This is a genomic window from Chryseobacterium gambrini, assembly GCF_027920505.1.
In the GTDB taxonomy this organism is placed as follows: domain Bacteria; phylum Bacteroidota; class Bacteroidia; order Flavobacteriales; family Weeksellaceae; genus Chryseobacterium; species Chryseobacterium gambrini.
This window is the reverse complement of record NZ_CP115857.1, coordinates 1,276,773-1,293,696: the sequence shown is the minus strand read 5'-3', so window position 1 is coordinate 1,293,696 and position 16,924 is coordinate 1,276,773. Positions and strand designations below refer to the sequence as shown.

The 16,924-nt window shown below is 36.0% G+C and carries 17 protein-coding genes; 8 read left to right on the top strand and 9 right to left on the bottom strand.

Translation table 11 applies throughout. The features are described from left to right. Positions 1-204 precede the first annotated feature (204 nt). Complete coding sequence (locus PFY09_RS05720) at positions 205-822, top strand: DUF4142 domain-containing protein (protein ID WP_076394869.1); 618 nt, start codon at positions 205-207, stop codon at positions 820-822. Positions 823-1,167: 345 nt separating this feature from the next. Continuing rightward, the gene (locus PFY09_RS05715; RefSeq protein WP_271161755.1) at positions 1,168-1,773 is read left to right on the top strand and encodes a hypothetical protein; all 606 of its coding nucleotides are present in this window, start codon (positions 1,168-1,170) and stop codon (positions 1,771-1,773) included. A gap of 100 nt (positions 1,774-1,873) precedes the next feature. Here the strand turns inward: PFY09_RS05715 and PFY09_RS05710 are convergent, their stop codons facing one another. The 9 genes from PFY09_RS05710 to PFY09_RS05670 all read right to left on the bottom strand — a co-directional run bounded on the left by PFY09_RS05710 (position 1,874) and on the right by PFY09_RS05670 (position 12,176). Beyond that, a complete protein-coding gene (locus tag PFY09_RS05710; RefSeq protein WP_271161754.1) occupies positions 1,874-3,301 on the bottom strand; it encodes a tetratricopeptide repeat protein in 1,428 nt (475 codons plus the stop codon). A gap of 121 nt (positions 3,302-3,422) precedes the next feature. Further along, positions 3,423-4,289: a hypothetical protein gene (locus PFY09_RS05705; protein ID WP_271161753.1), complete on the bottom strand. Its 867-nt coding sequence runs from the start codon at positions 4,287-4,289 to the stop codon at positions 3,423-3,425. A gap of 14 nt (positions 4,290-4,303) precedes the next feature. Continuing rightward, positions 4,304-5,173 carry a hypothetical protein gene (locus PFY09_RS05700; RefSeq protein WP_271161752.1) on the bottom strand — a complete coding sequence of 290 codons (870 nt, stop codon included), beginning with the start codon at positions 5,171-5,173 and terminating at the stop codon, positions 4,304-4,306. Between the two features lie 228 nt (positions 5,174-5,401). After that, the gene (locus PFY09_RS05695; RefSeq protein ID WP_076394878.1) at positions 5,402-5,773 is read right to left on the bottom strand and encodes a hypothetical protein; all 372 of its coding nucleotides are present in this window, start codon (positions 5,771-5,773) and stop codon (positions 5,402-5,404) included. A gap of 101 nt (positions 5,774-5,874) precedes the next feature. After that, positions 5,875-6,333, bottom strand: coding sequence for a transposase (locus PFY09_RS05690; RefSeq protein ID WP_271161751.1), 459 nt, complete (start codon positions 6,331-6,333; stop codon positions 5,875-5,877). Positions 6,334-6,540: 207 nt separating this feature from the next. Continuing rightward, the gene (locus PFY09_RS05685; RefSeq protein ID WP_271161750.1) at positions 6,541-7,113 is read right to left on the bottom strand and encodes a hypothetical protein; all 573 of its coding nucleotides are present in this window, start codon (positions 7,111-7,113) and stop codon (positions 6,541-6,543) included. Between the two features lie 82 nt (positions 7,114-7,195). Continuing rightward, the gene (locus PFY09_RS05680; RefSeq protein WP_271161749.1) at positions 7,196-10,951 is read right to left on the bottom strand and encodes a DUF11 domain-containing protein; all 3,756 of its coding nucleotides are present in this window, start codon (positions 10,949-10,951) and stop codon (positions 7,196-7,198) included. Between the two features lie 63 nt (positions 10,952-11,014). Then, a complete protein-coding gene (locus PFY09_RS05675; RefSeq protein WP_271161748.1) occupies positions 11,015-11,542 on the bottom strand; it encodes a hypothetical protein in 528 nt (175 codons plus the stop codon). A 364-nt stretch (positions 11,543-11,906) separates the two neighbouring features. Continuing rightward, positions 11,907-12,176, bottom strand: a complete 270-nt coding sequence (locus PFY09_RS05670; protein ID WP_076394886.1) for a hypothetical protein — start codon at positions 12,174-12,176, stop codon at positions 11,907-11,909. Between the two features lie 101 nt (positions 12,177-12,277). Between PFY09_RS05670 and PFY09_RS05665 the strand changes: the two genes are divergently transcribed. From PFY09_RS05665 to PFY09_RS05640, 6 genes are read left to right on the top strand one after another with little or no spacing between them, the layout of a single operon-like run. Continuing rightward, entirely contained in the window at positions 12,278-12,949 is a 672-nt protein-coding gene (locus PFY09_RS05665; RefSeq protein WP_271161747.1) for a MarR family winged helix-turn-helix transcriptional regulator, read from the top strand. A 4-nt stretch (positions 12,950-12,953) separates the two neighbouring features. Beyond that, complete coding sequence (locus PFY09_RS05660) at positions 12,954-14,423, top strand: phytoene desaturase family protein (protein WP_271161746.1); 1,470 nt, start codon at positions 12,954-12,956, stop codon at positions 14,421-14,423. Positions 14,424-14,425: 2 nt separating this feature from the next. Beyond that, entirely contained in the window at positions 14,426-15,262 is an 837-nt protein-coding gene (locus tag PFY09_RS05655; protein WP_271161745.1) for a phytoene/squalene synthase family protein, read from the top strand. A gap of 25 nt (positions 15,263-15,287) precedes the next feature. Next, positions 15,288-15,758, top strand: coding sequence for an SRPBCC family protein (locus PFY09_RS05650; RefSeq protein ID WP_271161744.1), 471 nt, complete (start codon positions 15,288-15,290; stop codon positions 15,756-15,758). Beyond that, positions 15,758-16,216 carry a sterol desaturase family protein gene (locus tag PFY09_RS05645; RefSeq protein ID WP_076394897.1) on the top strand — a complete coding sequence of 153 codons (459 nt, stop codon included), beginning with the start codon at positions 15,758-15,760 and terminating at the stop codon, positions 16,214-16,216. Before PFY09_RS05650 ends, PFY09_RS05645 begins: the two co-directional genes overlap by 1 nt. 2 nt (positions 16,217-16,218) lie before the next feature. Continuing rightward, on the top strand, positions 16,219-16,917 hold the full coding sequence (locus PFY09_RS05640) for a lycopene cyclase domain-containing protein (RefSeq protein WP_271161743.1): 699 nt from the start codon (positions 16,219-16,221) through the stop codon (positions 16,915-16,917). The last annotated feature ends 7 nt before the right edge of the window (positions 16,918-16,924 follow it).

Below are 16,924 nucleotides of genomic sequence, written 5' to 3'. Positions count from 1 at the left end.
TTACAGCTTAAAAGTCAGAGATGATTGTCCGTAATTTATCGTAACTGAAAAACCTTGAGTTCTTTTGATAAGTGAAACGCCTTTGTGAACTTAAAAACATTTAGTAGTAACAAAAACTCTGCGGAATTTGCTTGGTAAGAGCAGTATAATTAATAACGGATAATTAAATCAAATACAAATTAAACCACTAAACATATTAATATTATGAAAAATTCAATTTTAGGTATTCTTGCCATCGCTGCAATGGTAGCCTGTAAAAAAAATGAAACTACGAATGTTAACAGTTCTGCAGACAGCACAGCAATGACGGCTCCTGCAGATTCCGGAATGATGAGCAACGATTCTGCTACTGCTGCAGCACCATCCGATGCAACTACAAAAACATCTCTGAGCGATCAGGATAAAATGTTTGCCGATGCCGCAGCAAAAGGAGGAATGATGGAAGTAATGGTAGGAAAGCTTGCTGCAATGAATGCTGAAAGCACTGTTGTAAAATCATTGGGAGAAATGATGGTAAAAGACCACAGTAAAGCCAATGACGAGCTAAAAAAATGGGCAATGACGGTAGAATATACTTTACCGACAGCCATGGATGCAGACCAACAGAAAATGTATGACGATCTGAAAGCCAAAAAAGGAAAAGATTTCGATAAAGCTTACACCGATCTTATGGTAAGCGATCATAAAGAAGACATTGCGGTGTTTAAAAAAGAAGCTTCAGCCGGCTCGGAAGCATCACTGAAATCTTTTGCAAGCAATACGCTTCCTACTTTAGAACATCATTTAATGGAAGCTGAAAAAGCAAAATCAGCCGTTAAGTAAATAATTTCTGATACAAAAATTCATAAAGACTATTCTCAGAATCCCTATTGATTAATCTCTGAGAATAGTTTTTTATTTTAAGCTTATAAACTCATTGTAGTTGTCTGCAATTTTTCATTATTAAAAAATCTTTGTGTTCTTTGCTGAATCAAAAGCAGTTGCGAAATTAAAAAACAGTTTGTAGTCAAGAACTCTTTTAAACTTTTCGTTAAAATTAAGCATCATGATTAATAACGGATAAACAAAATTTTTATCAATGAACAGTACTTGCAGTATGATCCTACTCATAATCATAGGCAGGATTCAATGGTAAATTTGTAACAAACCACCAAACAATAAATAGAGATGAAGCCGAAACAGATTCTGGGAGTTCCGATACAGAAAAAAGGCGGATTCCACGACACAGAAAGTACAAAACAGTTTGGAATTGTAGAAATAGATTCAAAATTTGCAATTCTGAAAGAACGGTTTTTTGCCATCAACAGATGGAAAGAATACTGTGGTAATGCTTCCACAGATTTTAAACATTTTGATGCTTCCGGAGATTTTGTAGACCGCTTTCCCCAGAAAGGAGATTTTATTAGAATTGATATTCCAGGTCCCGGAATGCTTCAGGCTGAAGGGTATGACTGGGTTGAAATACTACACCTCACGCATACAGATACAGAACGAAGCGAATCTTATATGATGATGTGCAGACCGTCTAAAGAGCCCAACAAGCCGAAAGGTTATATTGAACATTTTTATACCGCTTCGGCAACATCCAATATGGTGATTTCCAAAGAAGGAAATTTCTTAAAATCAGGAATATACGGAAGAAATGAAAGTCCGAATTTTAAAGTGCCGTTCTGGGATAAAATAAGAAATTTTTTAATAGCCTTTGGCGGAATTTTCGGCTTTGGAAAAATGCAGTGGAAGATTCTTGCTGATGGATTACTGGATTTCGAATAACATTATTTATACCCTTGTTTTTCAAACCATTTATTTTTGTGTTTAGCTCCTCAGAAGTCTGGGGAATTTTTAGTTTTTGATAATGCATAAAATCTATGGGTTAGTATAGCCTCTTTCCAAGATTTTTAAACCATAATTCCGTAGTTTCTTCGGTAGGAATATTCAGTTTAGTTCTCAGATTATGCTTTCTGTTCCGTACTGTACTTATTGTTCTGAAAGTGTAGGTTGAAATATCTTTTGCATTGAATCCCAGATAAATATAGGCACAAAGCGTAAGTTCTGAAACTCTTAATTTCGGATCTATTTTCAGAAGCTCATTAATTACTTCGGGATACACTTCCTGAAAGCGGGTGAAAAACTCAGGACTGTTGCTTTTTGCCAACTGAACAATATTTTCGAACGATTCATTTACTTTTTGCTGAAGCTGCAAATTTTCCTCTTCCTTTATGGTAAGCAATGCACTGCTTTCTCGTTTTTTAGAATTATATTTTTTAAGCGTATAAATGTATATGATTATAAATAATACAATGGTAATCATTACAATGACATACAGTGTAGTGTATGATTTTTGATTTTTAAGATCCTTTTCCCGGATAATTTTCTTTACGGGAAGATCGTAGATTTTTTGTTTTTCTACAGAAAGGCTGTCATGGATTGCAGAGTAGTTCTCAAAATTTTCGGATGCTTTTTTATATTCGTTCATCAGCTTGTAAGCCTGAGCTAATATTTTTTGCGTTTCCATCATGTCCTGTGGCTTGTTCAGCTTTTCTGAAATGGAAATAGATTTTTCAAGATAGGAAACCGCTGTTTTGTAATCTCCTTTTTCCAGATAATATCTTCCCCAGTTTCTATCCAGTACAGACCTCTGAAATATGGGCAGCATTTTAGATGAACTGTATTTCTCGCCTGCTTCCAGATAATACCTCGCCGAATCCATATTTTTATCCAGAGAAATATAATATTTTGCCAGTCGGGACGATGTATACGTTGTAGGTGATGCAAGATGAGCTTTAAGAAGATCGGCATACATATTTTTGTAATCTTTCTGATGTTCATAGATTACAGATCTTAATCCATACAGATATTCCAGATCCTTTTTCCTTTTATTCTTTTGCGCCAGATGTATTGCTTTTTTATAATGGTTCAGTGCCAGTGTATAAAATCCTAAATTGTGATAACATCTTCCGTATTCTCCGTTTATCCGTATCTGGATTTCATCGTCATTAAGGTTTTCACTTTTGGCTGCGGCAATATCCAGATAGCGCAGACTTTCTTTTGTGTTATAAAGGTTGCTGTAAGTGTTTGCGATGAAAATATATCCTTTCACGGAAGCTTTATCATCCTTAATAGATTCATAACCGGAGATTAATTCCTTGCAAAGAACGATTGCCTCTTTAAATTTCCCTTCTGCACGGAGAACATTTAATTGGAGATAAAGAGAATCCAGTTGCTCCTTAGATTTTTGTCCAAAAGCAATATTCGAAAAAAATAAAATAAAAAAAATAAATAGTGCTTTCTTCAGATTCATAAAGGTACAATCGCGTTACTAAAATTAATTAAAATTTTAAAATATGATCAATAATAATTTAAAAAATAGACAGATTTAATAATCTGCCTATAAGATATTCCTTTGGGGAACGATTTGATTTCTATTGAACTGCGAAGGCACTGATTACATTTTCTCCCCACATTCCGCCGACATTTTTCAGCCTTCCCGGAAGTCCCGCCGAAGACCTGGTAACACCACCTATAATGATGTAGTACCTTTTGGTGTTGCTGCTGGAATTATTAAGCATTAAGGCTCCGTTTATCATCGCATATTTGGGAACTCCACCCGTTGGAGCCGGACCGTTAAAAATATTTCCTAAAAATTTTGTTTCGTCAAGATCTGCGGTTGGAGCATAAGGACCCGAACCTTTTGCAGAAACTGGTGCGTCCGTTAATGTTACTCTGGTCCAGAACCAGTCGTCTCTTGTAAGAGTGCTTGTTCCGGAAATATTATCATAAGCAAGCAATAAAGATATATTTACCTGCCAGTTTCCGGGAGCCAGATCTATGTATGAAGTTGTCGCATAGAACCCTGTGGAAAGATCAGAAGAATTAAAATTATAGGAAGAATTATTCAAAGACAGATCAAAACCGTCTGCAATATTTCCTTTATATGATTTCAGAGCAATATATTCCCAGTGCGCGGAACCGTTTTCATCCGATATCAGTGCTTTGTTTTTAGCTTGTCGCCCGTCTGTAAGTCTGAAGCCGTCTATCGGATTACCAGCCGTTCCTCCGGAGTTTATTTCTAATTTTCTGCTGGGTGTGGCAGTCCCTATTCCTACGTTTCCGGAAGATAAAACAATAAAGTCATCTTTTTGCTGCGAAGCAGACGGATCTCCGGTTGAAGGATTATTTTTATTTCCGTCGATGTGGAAAATACCACGCGGATTTTGAGTATTGATTCCTACCTGAGAATAGGCAGAGTTTAAGATGATCATCGAAATAATGACAACTATTTTTTTCATAGGTTATTTGTTTGTTAATCTTGTTCTATAGCGTAAGCTGTGATTTTGTTATCCTTCCATATTGCTCCGCCCATATTTTGCAGAATTCCCGGAATATGAAGATTAGAACGGGTAAAACCTCCTGCTAAAAGATAATACCTTTTCATGTTTGCGGAAGGATTGTTGATGATGAGGTTTCCGTTAATCATAGCAAATTTATTTCCTCCGGAAACAGCAGAACCAGGACCCTGAAAAACTTCACTTGCCCATCGGCTGTTGTCTACCAGATCAACGGACGGACTTGCCGGATTACTTGTGCCGTTGTCCGAAAGGGTAGTTCTTAGCCAGAACCATTCATCCTGATTCATCGTGGAATTCGCATCTGCAGTATAAGGAATAACGAGATCCATTTTCACCCGCCATTTTCCGGGGGGAAGATCAATGTACGAACCGGTCTGATAAAATCCTGCATTGTAATTGGATGGATTGAATGAAAAGCTTGTACTGCTGATATCAATATCAACTCCCGCTCCCATCACTCCGCGATAAATTTTTTGTGCAGGGTACAAAAGCCAGTGTGCAGAGCCATTGTCATCCGAAACCAGCACTTTTCCTCTTCCTTCTGTACCGTCTTTAAGCATAAAACCGTCTTCGGGGGAAAGCAGGGTTCCGCTGCTGATATCCAGTTTTGTTAAAGGCTTTGTGGTTCCGATTCCCAGATTACCGTTGGTAAGAATAGCAACATCATTTTTCTGTTGCGAGGTACTTAAAGCGCTTCCCGATGAAGGATTGTCTTTCCCTGCATCAATATGGAAATTTGCCAGTGGATTAACGGTATTAATTCCTACCTGAGAAGATGCATGGGAATAAATTAAAGCTAAAAAAGAAATACATAATTTTTTCATACAAACTGTTTTTGTGTAATTTTTTTTGATCAGAAATCTGAAGGATAAACAGCAAAAACTTTTTTCAAAACTGAAAAAAGTTTTATGCCGTCTTAGTGTTCATGTGTGTTTTTACCTCCTTTCATTTGGATGCGCAAAGAAAGCGGATGAGGGTGGTAATGTCAAAAAATACAGTTGCCTATCTTGTATCTATTTTTATTAATGTGTTGATTTTTAATAATTTAATTTTTAAACGTCTTTACTTTCTGATAATAATGTCTGCGGATAAGCATTTTTTATTTTGTAAAGTTTCTTCCATTTGTAGATGGTGTTTCGGCTTATTTTAAACTTCAGGGAGGTTTCTATATTGCTCATATTGTATTTTTTTTGATGCTCAACAATCTTCCTGATATCCGATTTTTTATATGACCGATGTTTCTGGTTAAAGTCTTTGTTCTGTTCATTTTTACCGAAAATTATATGGTTAAGATGAATGATATCAAAAGTCGTAAGAGATTTTTTATTGAGTATTTCGCTGCAGTCTTTTCTTTTTTCCGGATATTTTTTATCGAGAATGTCGGAAAAAATGAGTTTATAATTAGGTTTTAATTCTTTTTTCATAAGTAAACTGTTTTTAACGATTTTCCTTAGCTTTTTTATTTAAAATTGTAAACAAATTCTTGTACAGATCTAAACAATACATGATCACAATTTTTTATAATTTATTTAGATAAGTCATCTTTCGTTTTCTGGTTTTCATACTTATTAAACCATTTATAGAGTGTGGTCTTTGGGATGCCGTATTTTTCGATAACCTCCGATTTTGTGTACTCGCCGGAATTAATCTGTTCCAGTATAAAATCTATGATTTCTTTGGTATAGATATTTTTACGAAAAGAAGGAAGATGAGACTTCAGCGTTCTTTTTTTTATTAAATCGGATCCGGAGGACGTAGGAGGGGAGTACAGGATCAGATGCTGGCTGTAAATCCTGAAAAAATCATATTCCAGAAGTTTAGACCATTTCAAAAGATTTCCGGAATCTATGCTTTCGGAAATCAGCATCTTTTCAATTTCATTTTCTGTCGTATTCATGAAATTGCAAATTCTTGTAAGATCTGTATTCGTCTCGATAATCCTCTGATTGATGAGCGAGCCGATATGAATATTTTTAAAGTTCAAGTTGTGTTAATTTTTAATTTAATGATCAAAATAAGAGCAACATTTTTAGATAAGAAAAAAAACAGCGATCTATCATGATACTACTTTTTTATAAGTTTTTTATATTCAGTATTTTAAATATTTCATTACCCCGTTACTTGCAAAAAGTCCGCTTTAAGAATTTTTAAAACGGACTTACATTTATGATAAAAAATACGGTATTTCTTCTCAGGGTTTCCAGAACGTCCATTTCTGCCCGTTGAAAATAATAAGGCGATGTTTCGATGCATCAGTGGGATGTTTAAGAAATGCCATCATTCCCGGAGACGGATTCTTAATATTGTTAAAATTAGTTACTATTGGCAAAACCAACGCTTTGTTGGGAGAATCCAATACCAGAACACCGTCCGTAGATGTGCCTGAATTTCCGATAATTGCCCTTGCTCCGTTGAAGTCATTTAAAGGTAATGCCTGTGGTGTTTTTACCGTATTTTCTATGGTAGTGGAGTAGCCGGAACGGATGCTTAAATCTGTCCAGCCCGTATTTTCATTTTTTACTTTTACTTTATATTCTGCATTTGAAGAAACATCAAAAATAAAAGTCCCTCCTTTAGAATTATTGGTTCCTGAAGGTACGGTTTCTGTATAAGGAAGAATAATACCTTTGTCGTTATCTGTCCCGAATTCTAAAAGAACGGAAGTGCTGCTGACATTTCCTACAGAATTTGCAGATCCTATTCTTACCTGCGAAAAAACTTTTCCAAATATGAAAACGAATAATATAATTGCGGTCTTTTTCATTGTTTAAAATTTAAATTAATAAAAACGATAATAAAAGCAACCGGATAAATCATCATTTAAACGGTTGCAAAAAATGAGTGAATTAAGGACAACCTTGTGTGCTGAAACATTTCCAGCCTTCGCTTACTCCGGCTCCCATATAAATTTTCATGCATCCTGCACCTGCATTTTCATCGGTATCGAAAACCATCATTCCGACAACCGGAATGGCAATCGTAGTTTCCGGACTGGAGTTTCTTGTAATGACGAAACCTTTTGTTTTGGCTTCTAGTGCAGTATACGCTGAATTTCTGATCATCGGCCAGCTTGCATTGCTTCCTCCGGCTCTGCCCAAAACTGTAATTCCCTGCTTTACAGGATAAGTTTGTCCCGCTACTAAAGTCGGATCTTCATAGCAAATACATCCTTTTACCATTGTATTCTGAGAACTTCCTATGCTTTGTCCCGTTGAATTGCTATATCCTGTAGGTAATGATGAAAATTGCGGAAGGCCAATATTAATTCCTGTCGTGCTTACACATGTTGCAGAAGCACAGAGATTTTGGTTTATGGTTGTGCTGCCTCCGCTGAGTGATCCTCCTGCTGTAACCAGTTCAGAATTGGCAATATCAGCTCCTCCTTCGCCTGCATCAGAACAGCCGTCTGCATCGGAATCTAAGTCTAGTCTATTGGGAATTCCGTCACTATCAGTATCACAAACCCTATACGCAAATAAAGAATAAGCAACAAGTTCTGCACTATCCATACCGGTACTGGTTACTGTAAAAGAGCTTACTAAAGTGTCACCAATCCCCTTGAGCACCATAAACTGATCATTAGGACCGGAGGTTGCATTATAAATACCTGTAGCTGTATTATAATTATCCACGTTAGAACCAGTTGCAGGAACTAGGATTCCATTAGGCTGATTTCCGTTAATCTGAAAAGTATAAACAACATTGGGACTCAGATTGTCGGGGTCTAAATCAAAGAAATAAAATCCTATTTCTGAGGCTCTTACTGGTGTAGAGAAGGTATAAGTAAAACCAGCATCACCAAATTTAGCTCTTCTTGTTTGTCCGCCTTGCTGATTGATCCAGAAATTTACCTGTCCGTCATTCAGATTCTGAACCGTGGATTGTGTAGTTGCTCCGGGCATATTTACCGTTAGATTAGAGGTTGTAAAACCCAACCATGCTCCAGAAGTATTCTGGGCGCGGAAACCCAGACAATCTTCATTAATATCCGGAATACCGTCATTATCATCATCCAAATCTGTACTGTCAGGAATAGAATCTCCATCGCTGTCGGGGGTTACTGCAACAGTAGAAGAATTGTTAGCCAAAACTGGATCTGCCTGTGTGGCTGTTCCGCTGATAGCTGCTGTATTTGAATATATTCCATCTGCTTTTACAGTAGCAGCTATTGTAAGTGTAGCACTGGCTCCGTTTGCCAGATTGCCGATCGTCCAGTTCGGAGCAGTCCATGTTCCTACAGAAGGTGTGGCACTTACGAAAGTATAACCGGAAGGTAAAATATCATTTACAACAACATTACTTGCGGAATCCGGACCCACATTGCTTGCGGTAATAGTGAAGGTGACATTACTTCCTACTCCTGCTGTTGGATTATTTACCGTTTTTGTTACCGCTAAATCTGCAATTATTGCCGTTGCTCCAAATTCAGATGTATTTCCGTTTGTATCTATGGCAATAGCAACCAATTTATCTCCCGAAGAAAATGTAGCACCAGATACAAGTGTCAATGTCTGATTGCTAAAAGCATTAATCACTCCGCTGATACTTCCTAAATATTGGATGCCTTCACCGTGATTGGCTACTCTGGAACATGCACCGCCTGTAATTGCTCCGTTTTGGTCTCCGTCATCTGCAACTTTATAGAACTGAATGGTTTTATTACCTGCAATATCTCCTCCTGCCGTTGATTCGTTCCCATTACAGATGCTTACATATCCTGAAACACTTAGTGTGGTTGAAGAAGTAATGCTGTAGCTTGTAATTACCGGATAATCTAATAATAAGTTAGGCTGATTGGCTGTAGTTGCCCCGTCATTCGGAGAAACACCATCGTTATTTAAATCAATTGGTAAACCGCCATTGTTATAAAATATATTTCTGGAAATTCTGTTTTGGGTTGCGTTTCCAGAAACATTAACTCCTCCTCTCGTAGCTAAGGTAGCGGAGCGTCCGTTATTTGCAATGATATTTGCTTCAATATTGTCTCTTATCCCATCATCATTAGAACCAATGACTGTATTTGCAACAGAGCCTGTTCCGCTTGCACTTAAAAGAACACCCGAACCGCCGTTACCCAATGGAGTTACTCCATCGGCACCTACACCAATATAATTACCCATAATGGTATTGTTATCAGCCACTAAAGAAGCCGAAAGAATATAAACCCCATTTCCGATATTCCCGGAAATAACATTTCTTTCTAAATCATCAAAAACATTATCGCTGTCTGTACCTATTCTGGAATTGATTGTTCTTGAAAAATTACCACCGGCAGCAGCATTAGCTGTAATTGTACCACCAAATTGTCCATTGGGCAAAGCTATATTTCCTGTGACATCTACACCGATGTAGTTTCCGGCAACCACAATATTTCTGGTTCGCAAAGCAGCATCTGTAGTATTGTTCGAAGTGGTTCCGAATCCTCTGCCATAGTTGCCAGAAATTATATTTCTTACATCTGCGGCTACAGCAGCAGTGTGTTTCGTATCATCGAAACCAATCACGATGTTTTCGGATATAAAATTAGAGGCATTCTGTTGGATATATACTCCGGGCCAGCTAACGGTATCGTCTCCATTTAGACCATTGGGTCTGGCTAGTGTTCCCGATTTATCTGTACCAATATAATTACCTGCTATAGCAACATTGGAAACACCTTCTAAGTTGATGCCATATAAACTACAGTTGGAAATAATATTTCGCTCTAAAGCATCTGATATACCATTACCATCGGTACCGATAATAAAGTTATTCCCAATGATTCTTTGAGCAAATATACCGGCTCCGTTACTCCCAAGAGCAGAACCTATACGGGATGATGTAGTACCATCTGGCAGTAAACCAATATAATTTCCGGAAATTCTTAAATTGTTATAGGTAACCGAAACTGAACCGGGGTTGTTATTTAATGTAATAGCATCACCAGTAGTAACATTTGCAATAACATTCCCTTCAATATTGTCATCAACGCCGTCTCCATTTGTGCCAAAGACAATATTTGACATGGTTGCGCGTGTACCATTAAAGCCTAAATGGATAGCGGTGCTCCTTAACGTTGTTCCTGATGTTGCCGTTCCATTGGCGAATAATCCGAAATAATTTCCCCAAATATGAAAATTGGAGGTTCCGCTGTATATACCAATACAAGGCTGACTGGAGTTTCTCGTATTGTATATTGCCAAACCACTTACAGATGAATTTCCGGCAGAGGATTCAAATTCCAATACTCCCAGTGTTACGAGAGAGAGGTTTCCGGCATTTATTTCAATTAAAATAGTTCTGCTGCCTATTGCTCCTGTACCCGCACCGGGCTGAGAATACCCACGAATATTCACGGGATTTGTAATATTGGGCAAAAAACTGGCAAGAACAATTGTTTTTACACCAGCTCCCGGGATATTAAATGTAATATCGTCTGATGCAGCCGTCGCATTAGCGTTAATAATTGCCTGTCTTAGTGATCCTGTACCAGAATCATTTGTATTCGTAACAGGTATAGTCGCTGCTTTCAGGCTGTTAACGGTGCTTAAAAGCAATAACATCAAAAATAGAGCAAAGCTGAATTTTTGATATTTTCTATAAAAAATGGTAAATAATTTCATTATTTTAAAAATTTTATTTATTGGTTATGATGACCAAAATATTTCATCAGATTGTTTTTTCATTTAAACTGAAAGAGCAGGAGGCGGTCTTACAGAAAAGCATACGTTCGCTGGTTGAGAGAAAAAATGAAAAATTTTTGAGTTTAAAATTTTTACTTCACTGTAATCATAATCTTGGTTTACAAGATATTTTGTTACAGCTATGTCTATAACTTTAAAAACCGGCGTAGATGTTACAGCGTAATTGTTTCTCTTAGTTGTTTGAAAGTGATTGTTTGTATTGGGGAAATCTTTAAAATTTACCTCGGGAAATTCTTTCTTTTCTATTTTTTTTCCTGCTGTACTTTTATTTACCGAATCAAGTTTACCGGAAATACTTTTATGTTTTGTTCTTCTTTCCCTGAGACTTTTTTTGCTGTTTTTTTCAGACGAAATTTTAACAGATAATTTATGATCTATCGGAACTTTTGTTATAACTGAGTCGAATAATGATTCTTTTTCTGCATAAATATATGTTCCTTCTGATACGAAAATCTGAGAAGGACAGAACTGAACAAGCAGTAATATAAAAACAGTAAAAACTTTTTTCATTTTAAAAAAGTTTTTTGCAGATGGATAAATAAAACGGGACAATTGGAACTGATTATGTTTTCTGGTTCAAAGGAACGCAAACAAACCTGTTCAAAGACAAAAACAGCCTATCTATTGTGTATCTATTTTATTTTAAGATATTGAATTTCAGTTATTTATTAAACTTAACATAATTGAGCTTTTGTCTTTCTGTTTTGTTTTATCTTTTTGAAAAATTGAATTGGGATTTTTCTGAACTGTTTCAGGAGATAAACAATGCAGAATTGAGATGTTTTACATCGGGAATTTTGGGGTTGGAAATAAATAAGGCATTCTGAAATTTTCAGAACGCCTTTCATAAGTTTAGTGTTTTCAATTGTTGTTTCTAGAAAATCTCAGAAGCAAACATTTTCTTGTTGAGGTGTGCAATATGAGCTTTCAGAAAAGCATGAAGTTTGGTATTTTCTATAATGGAATCGGAAAATGTAGGGACAATCATAGATTTATTGGAAACAATATTCCGCATTATTTCATATTCTTCACCAAAAAAGATATCCAATCCGAATTCTTTTTTTACACAGGAATGCAGATAATCATCAATATACTTTTTAGAATCAACAGAAACTGCTTTTTCCGCATCAGAATTATTTTTCATACCCAGATCTAATAATTTTTAAAGGTAATGAAAAATATTTAAGTGTATAAATATTTATTACTTTAAATTAAATAGTATATTTGTATACTAATTTTTACAAAATGGAATATTCTTTGATTAAAGACATAATAGGATTATTAGAAGAATTTGAAGCAGAAAATTCCGGAAATTTATATTCTAAAGATCTTCATGGATTTAAATCCTGGATATTTGATAAAGAGTCTTCTAAAAATAAGGATAAGCAGAATGAACCCTATTGGGAAGGAAAAGAAAACGGGAGAACTCCTGAAAGTGCTATTAATACACTTTTAGTTCATCTCAACAGATATGCAAAAACTTATTCTAAATCTGCAATAGCCGATTCCGAATTTTCTACACAGGAAGAATTTATATACCTGATTAATTTAAGAGCTTACGGAAGAATGACCAAAACAGAGCTTATTAAAAAAAATATTCAGGAAAAACCTGCGGGAATGCTTATTATTACCAGATTATTAAAACAGGGTTGGATCGAACAGACCGAATCTGATGACGATAAACGGAGTAAGTACATCAGCATTTCAGAAAAAGGAATAATTGCTTTGGAAAAGCAGATGAAGAAGATCCGCAATGCCACAAATATTGTTGCAGGAAACCTAAATCATACAGAAAAAATGGAACTTATACGTATTCTGAACAAGCTTGATCGTTTTCACCACCCGATATTTTCCAGAAATATCGACAGCAAAGATCTGATTAATACGGTGTTTAAGGAATACACTTTTAAAAACTAAAACTATGAGCAAAAAAGTAGCAATTATCGGTTCAGGATTTTCCGGCTTGTCGGCAGCTTCTTATTTATCTAAAGATGGATACGAAGTACATATTTATGAGAAAAACGGTGATGTGGGAGGAAGAGCCAGACAGTTTACTACAGATAATGGTTACGTTTTCGATATGGGACCAAGCTGGTATTGGATGCCTGATATTATAGAAGCTTTTTTTAATGACTTCGGAAGGAAATCTTCAGATTTTTATGATCTTATTCCTTTAAATCCTCAGTTTGAAATGGTTTTTTCAGACGGAGTGATGGGAATTCCTGAGAATTATGAAGAAATGAAAAGCCTTTTCGAAAGTATTGAAAAAGGGGCAGGAGAGAAGCTTGATGAATTCATGAACGACGCACAGTATAAATATGAAGTCGGCATGAAAGATTTCGTAAACAAACCCTGCCATTCATGGTTTGAATTTGTTTCTCCAAAAATTGCAAAAAGCGCTTTAAAATTAGATTTATTGACCAATTTTCAGCGTTTTGTAAGAAAATATTTCAAAAATCCTAAGCTTATTATGCTCATGGAATTTCCCGTAATATTCTTGGGAGCAGCACCAAAAGATATTCCCGCTTTGTATAGTCTGATGAATTACGGCGGTTATAAGCTGGGAACATGGTATCCGATGGGCGGATTTGCGAAAGTTACTCAGGCAATGATGCAGATAGCTACCGAAAACGGAGTGCACTTCCATTTCAACTCAAATGTAGAAAGAATTATTCTTGAAAATAACAAAGCGGTTGGTCTGAAAATAAATGGTGAAGAATTAAGATTCGACACAGTCATAGCTTCATCAGATTATCAGCATACTGAAACCTTACTTCCTGAATCTCACAGAAATTACGATGAAAAATACTGGGAAAAGAGAGTTTTTGCTCCTTCATGCCTTATTTATTATTTAGGATTTAACGAAAAAATACCTAATCTTACGCATCACACTTTATTTTTTGAAAACGATCTTGAACTTCATACAAACGAAATTTATGAAGATAAAAAATGGCCTACCAAACCATTGTTCTACGCTTGCTGCCCTTCTAAAACCGATAAAGATACCGCACCGGAAAATGGAGAAAACGTATTTCTTCTGATGCCTGTTGCGCCGGGAATTGAAGATTCTGAAGAAATGAGAGAAAAATATTTCCTTGAAATGATCTCAAGACTGGAAAAGCATACCGGAACTTCGGATCTTATTGCTAAATTAGAGTATAAAAGAAGCTATTGCGTAGAAGATTTCAAGAAAGATTATAATGCATACAAAGGCAATGCGTATGGCCTTGCCAACACCTTATCACAAACTGCAGTTTTAAAACCATCTGTAAAAAACAGAAAAGTTAAAAACCTTCTTTACACAGGTCAGCTAACGGTTCCGGGACCCGGTGTTCCGCCGTCTATTATATCAGGTAAAATAGTCGCCAGAGAAGCAATTAAATTGAATTAACTATGAAAAAACTTTTTGATGACCTGTCTTACAAAATCAGCAGGGAAACGACCAGACAGTACAGCACCAGCTTTTCTTTAGGAATTATGGCGCTTTCTCCGAAAATCCGAAATCCGATCTATGCCATCTATGGTTATGTGCGTTTAGCCGATGAAATCGTAGACAGTTTTCACGATCACGATAAGCAGAAACTTCTTTCAAAATATAAAGAAGAAACATTCTGTGCTTTGGAAGATAAAATTTCCCTGAATCCGGTGCTTCATTCTTTTCAGGAAACCGTTCGTCAATATAAAATCGATCATGCGCTGATTCATCAGTTTCTGAAAAGTATGGAAATGGATCTTCAGAAAATTGATTATAATTCAGATTTGTACAAAGAATATATTCTGGGTTCTGCGGAAGTTGTGGGATTAATGTGTCTTCATATTTTTACAGAAGGAAATATTGATGAATTTGAAAGGCTGAAACCATATGCCATGACTTTAGGATCGGCTTTTCAGAAAGTGAATTTCCTTCGCGACATGAAAGACGATTATCAGATTTTAGGCCGTTCTTACTTCCCGAATGTTGATATTTCATACTTTGATAATGCCGTAAAAGCCCAGATTGAAAAAGAAATTGAAGAAGAGTTCAAAATTGCGCTGGAAGGAATCAGAAAGCTTCCTCCATCCTCAAGATTCGGCGTTTATCTGGCGTACAGATATTATATTTCGCTTTTCAGAAAGATTAAGAAAACATCCGCTACCAAAATTATCAACCAGAGAATAAGAATATCCAACGGAAGAAAACTTTCTCTGATGATGAGCAGCTATGTACAATATAAAACATCTTTTTTGTAGATACATTTACTTTATACCCTTAATAATGAGACATAGATTATACAGAGAGCAGCAGTTGAATTGTGATATCGAAACCGCATGGAAATTTTTTTCTTCGGCAAACAATCTTTCCAAAATTACTCCTAAAGAGATGAACTTTGTTGTCCGCACCAAAATGGAAAACGACGAAATCTACGAAGGAATGAACATCGATTATTACGTTTCTCCTTTGTTCGGAATAAAAATGAACTGGAGAACGAAAATTATTCAGGTAGATTATCAGAAAAGTTTTACGGATTTTCAGGAACAGGGACCTTATAAGCTGTGGCACCATCATCACGAGTTTATTCCCAATGAAAATGGTATTTTTATGAAAGATACGGTGGATTACGAATTGCCTTTGGGATTTTTGGGAGAAATTGCACACCGCATTCTGGTAAAGAAGAAAGTGGAAGATATTTTCACGTACCGATACCGAATTTTGGAAGATATGTTTAACAAAAATACCACGAAATAATGAATTTTCTGATTGTAGCAGCCACTTTCTTCATTATGGAAGGAATGACGTGGATCATTCATAAATATGTAATGCATGGTTTTTTGTGGTCACTTCACAAAGATCATCATGATCACAGCAACGACGGACCATTGGAAAAAAACGATTATTTCTTCGTTATTTTCGCTGTTCCTACGATTATTCTGATGTATTACGGAACCATGCAGAATTTCAATCACTGGTTTTACATCGGGGTTGGAATTGCATTGTACGGAATGGCTTACTTTTTCGTTCATGATATTTTCATTCATCAGCGTTTTAAAATTCTGCGAAATACCCAGAATCCATACCTTTTGGCGATCAGAAGAGCGCACAAGCAGCATCATAAGCATACAGGAAAAGAAAGAGGGGAGTGTTTCGGATTTCTTTGGGTTCCGGTAAAGTACTTCAAAATGTATTTTAAAAAACAAACTACCTGAAAATGCTTCAATATACGTATCTGTTAATCAATTTTTTTACGGTTATCGTCTGTTTTATTTTTTCCTTCCATCATAAGATAAAATTCAACAGGCATTTTAAGGCATTTATCCTTGCTTCCTCTATTGTAGCCCTGTTTTTTATCGTTTGGGACATCTGGTTTACCAAAATAGGAGTGTGGTGGTTTAATGATAAATATCTTCTGGGACTCAGAATTGTAAATCTGCCGATTGAAGAAATCTTATTCTTCATCTGCATTCCGTTTTCGTGTATTTTTACCTATTTCTGTCTGGATAAATTCTTCAGGCTCGATTGGAAACCGGAAATGGAGAAAATATTTGTTATTTTTTCCATCCTTACTTTGGTTATTCTTGCATTGTACTGCAACGACAGAATTTATCCTTTTATGACGTTTTTAACAACGGCAATCAGTCTTTTTGTACTGTATTTCATATTAAACGCAAGATGGATCGGCAAAGCTTCTTTTATTTATCTGATTCTGATGCCCGGTTTTTTAGGGGTAAACGGAATTCTTACCGGAACAGGACTGGATTCTCCGATCGTAAATTATAATCCGGAACATTTTCTGGGAATCAGAATTTTAACCATCCCGATTGAAGATACAGTTTACGGTTATGAAATGATTCTATGGAATATTTTTCTGTTTCAGAAGTTTAAAAGAAAGGAAACAGAATTGTCCTGATTTTTTG

What these genes read in the sequence shown, in the direction of transcription:
- PFY09_RS05680 (WP_271161749.1), bottom strand. Translation starts at nt 10,951, where the DNA reads ATGAAATTATTTACCATTTTTTATAGAAAATATCAAAAATTCAGCTTT.
- PFY09_RS05645 (WP_076394897.1), top strand. Translation starts at nt 15,758, where the DNA reads ATGAATTTTCTGATTGTAGCAGCCACTTTCTTCATTATGGAAGGAATG.
- PFY09_RS05705 (WP_271161753.1), bottom strand. Translation starts at nt 4,289, where the DNA reads ATGAAAAAAATAGTTGTCATTATTTCGATGATCATCTTAAACTCTGCC.
- PFY09_RS05715 (WP_271161755.1), top strand. Translation starts at nt 1,168, where the DNA reads ATGAAGCCGAAACAGATTCTGGGAGTTCCGATACAGAAAAAAGGCGGA.
- PFY09_RS05660 (WP_271161746.1), top strand. Translation starts at nt 12,954, where the DNA reads ATGAGCAAAAAAGTAGCAATTATCGGTTCAGGATTTTCCGGCTTGTCG.
- PFY09_RS05665 (WP_271161747.1), top strand. Translation starts at nt 12,278, where the DNA reads ATGGAATATTCTTTGATTAAAGACATAATAGGATTATTAGAAGAATTT.
- PFY09_RS05640 (WP_271161743.1), top strand. Translation starts at nt 16,219, where the DNA reads ATGCTTCAATATACGTATCTGTTAATCAATTTTTTTACGGTTATCGTC.
- PFY09_RS05710 (WP_271161754.1), bottom strand. Translation starts at nt 3,301, where the DNA reads ATGAATCTGAAGAAAGCACTATTTATTTTTTTTATTTTATTTTTTTCG.
- PFY09_RS05720 (WP_076394869.1), top strand. Translation starts at nt 205, where the DNA reads ATGAAAAATTCAATTTTAGGTATTCTTGCCATCGCTGCAATGGTAGCC.
- PFY09_RS05695 (WP_076394878.1), bottom strand. Translation starts at nt 5,773, where the DNA reads ATGAAAAAAGAATTAAAACCTAATTATAAACTCATTTTTTCCGACATT.
- PFY09_RS05700 (WP_271161752.1), bottom strand. Translation starts at nt 5,173, where the DNA reads ATGAAAAAATTATGTATTTCTTTTTTAGCTTTAATTTATTCCCATGCA.
- PFY09_RS05670 (WP_076394886.1), bottom strand. Translation starts at nt 12,176, where the DNA reads ATGAAAAATAATTCTGATGCGGAAAAAGCAGTTTCTGTTGATTCTAAA.
- PFY09_RS05675 (WP_271161748.1), bottom strand. Translation starts at nt 11,542, where the DNA reads ATGAAAAAAGTTTTTACTGTTTTTATATTACTGCTTGTTCAGTTCTGT.
- PFY09_RS05655 (WP_271161745.1), top strand. Translation starts at nt 14,426, where the DNA reads ATGAAAAAACTTTTTGATGACCTGTCTTACAAAATCAGCAGGGAAACG.
- PFY09_RS05685 (WP_271161750.1), bottom strand. Translation starts at nt 7,113, where the DNA reads ATGAAAAAGACCGCAATTATATTATTCGTTTTCATATTTGGAAAAGTT.
- PFY09_RS05650 (WP_271161744.1), top strand. Translation starts at nt 15,288, where the DNA reads ATGAGACATAGATTATACAGAGAGCAGCAGTTGAATTGTGATATCGAA.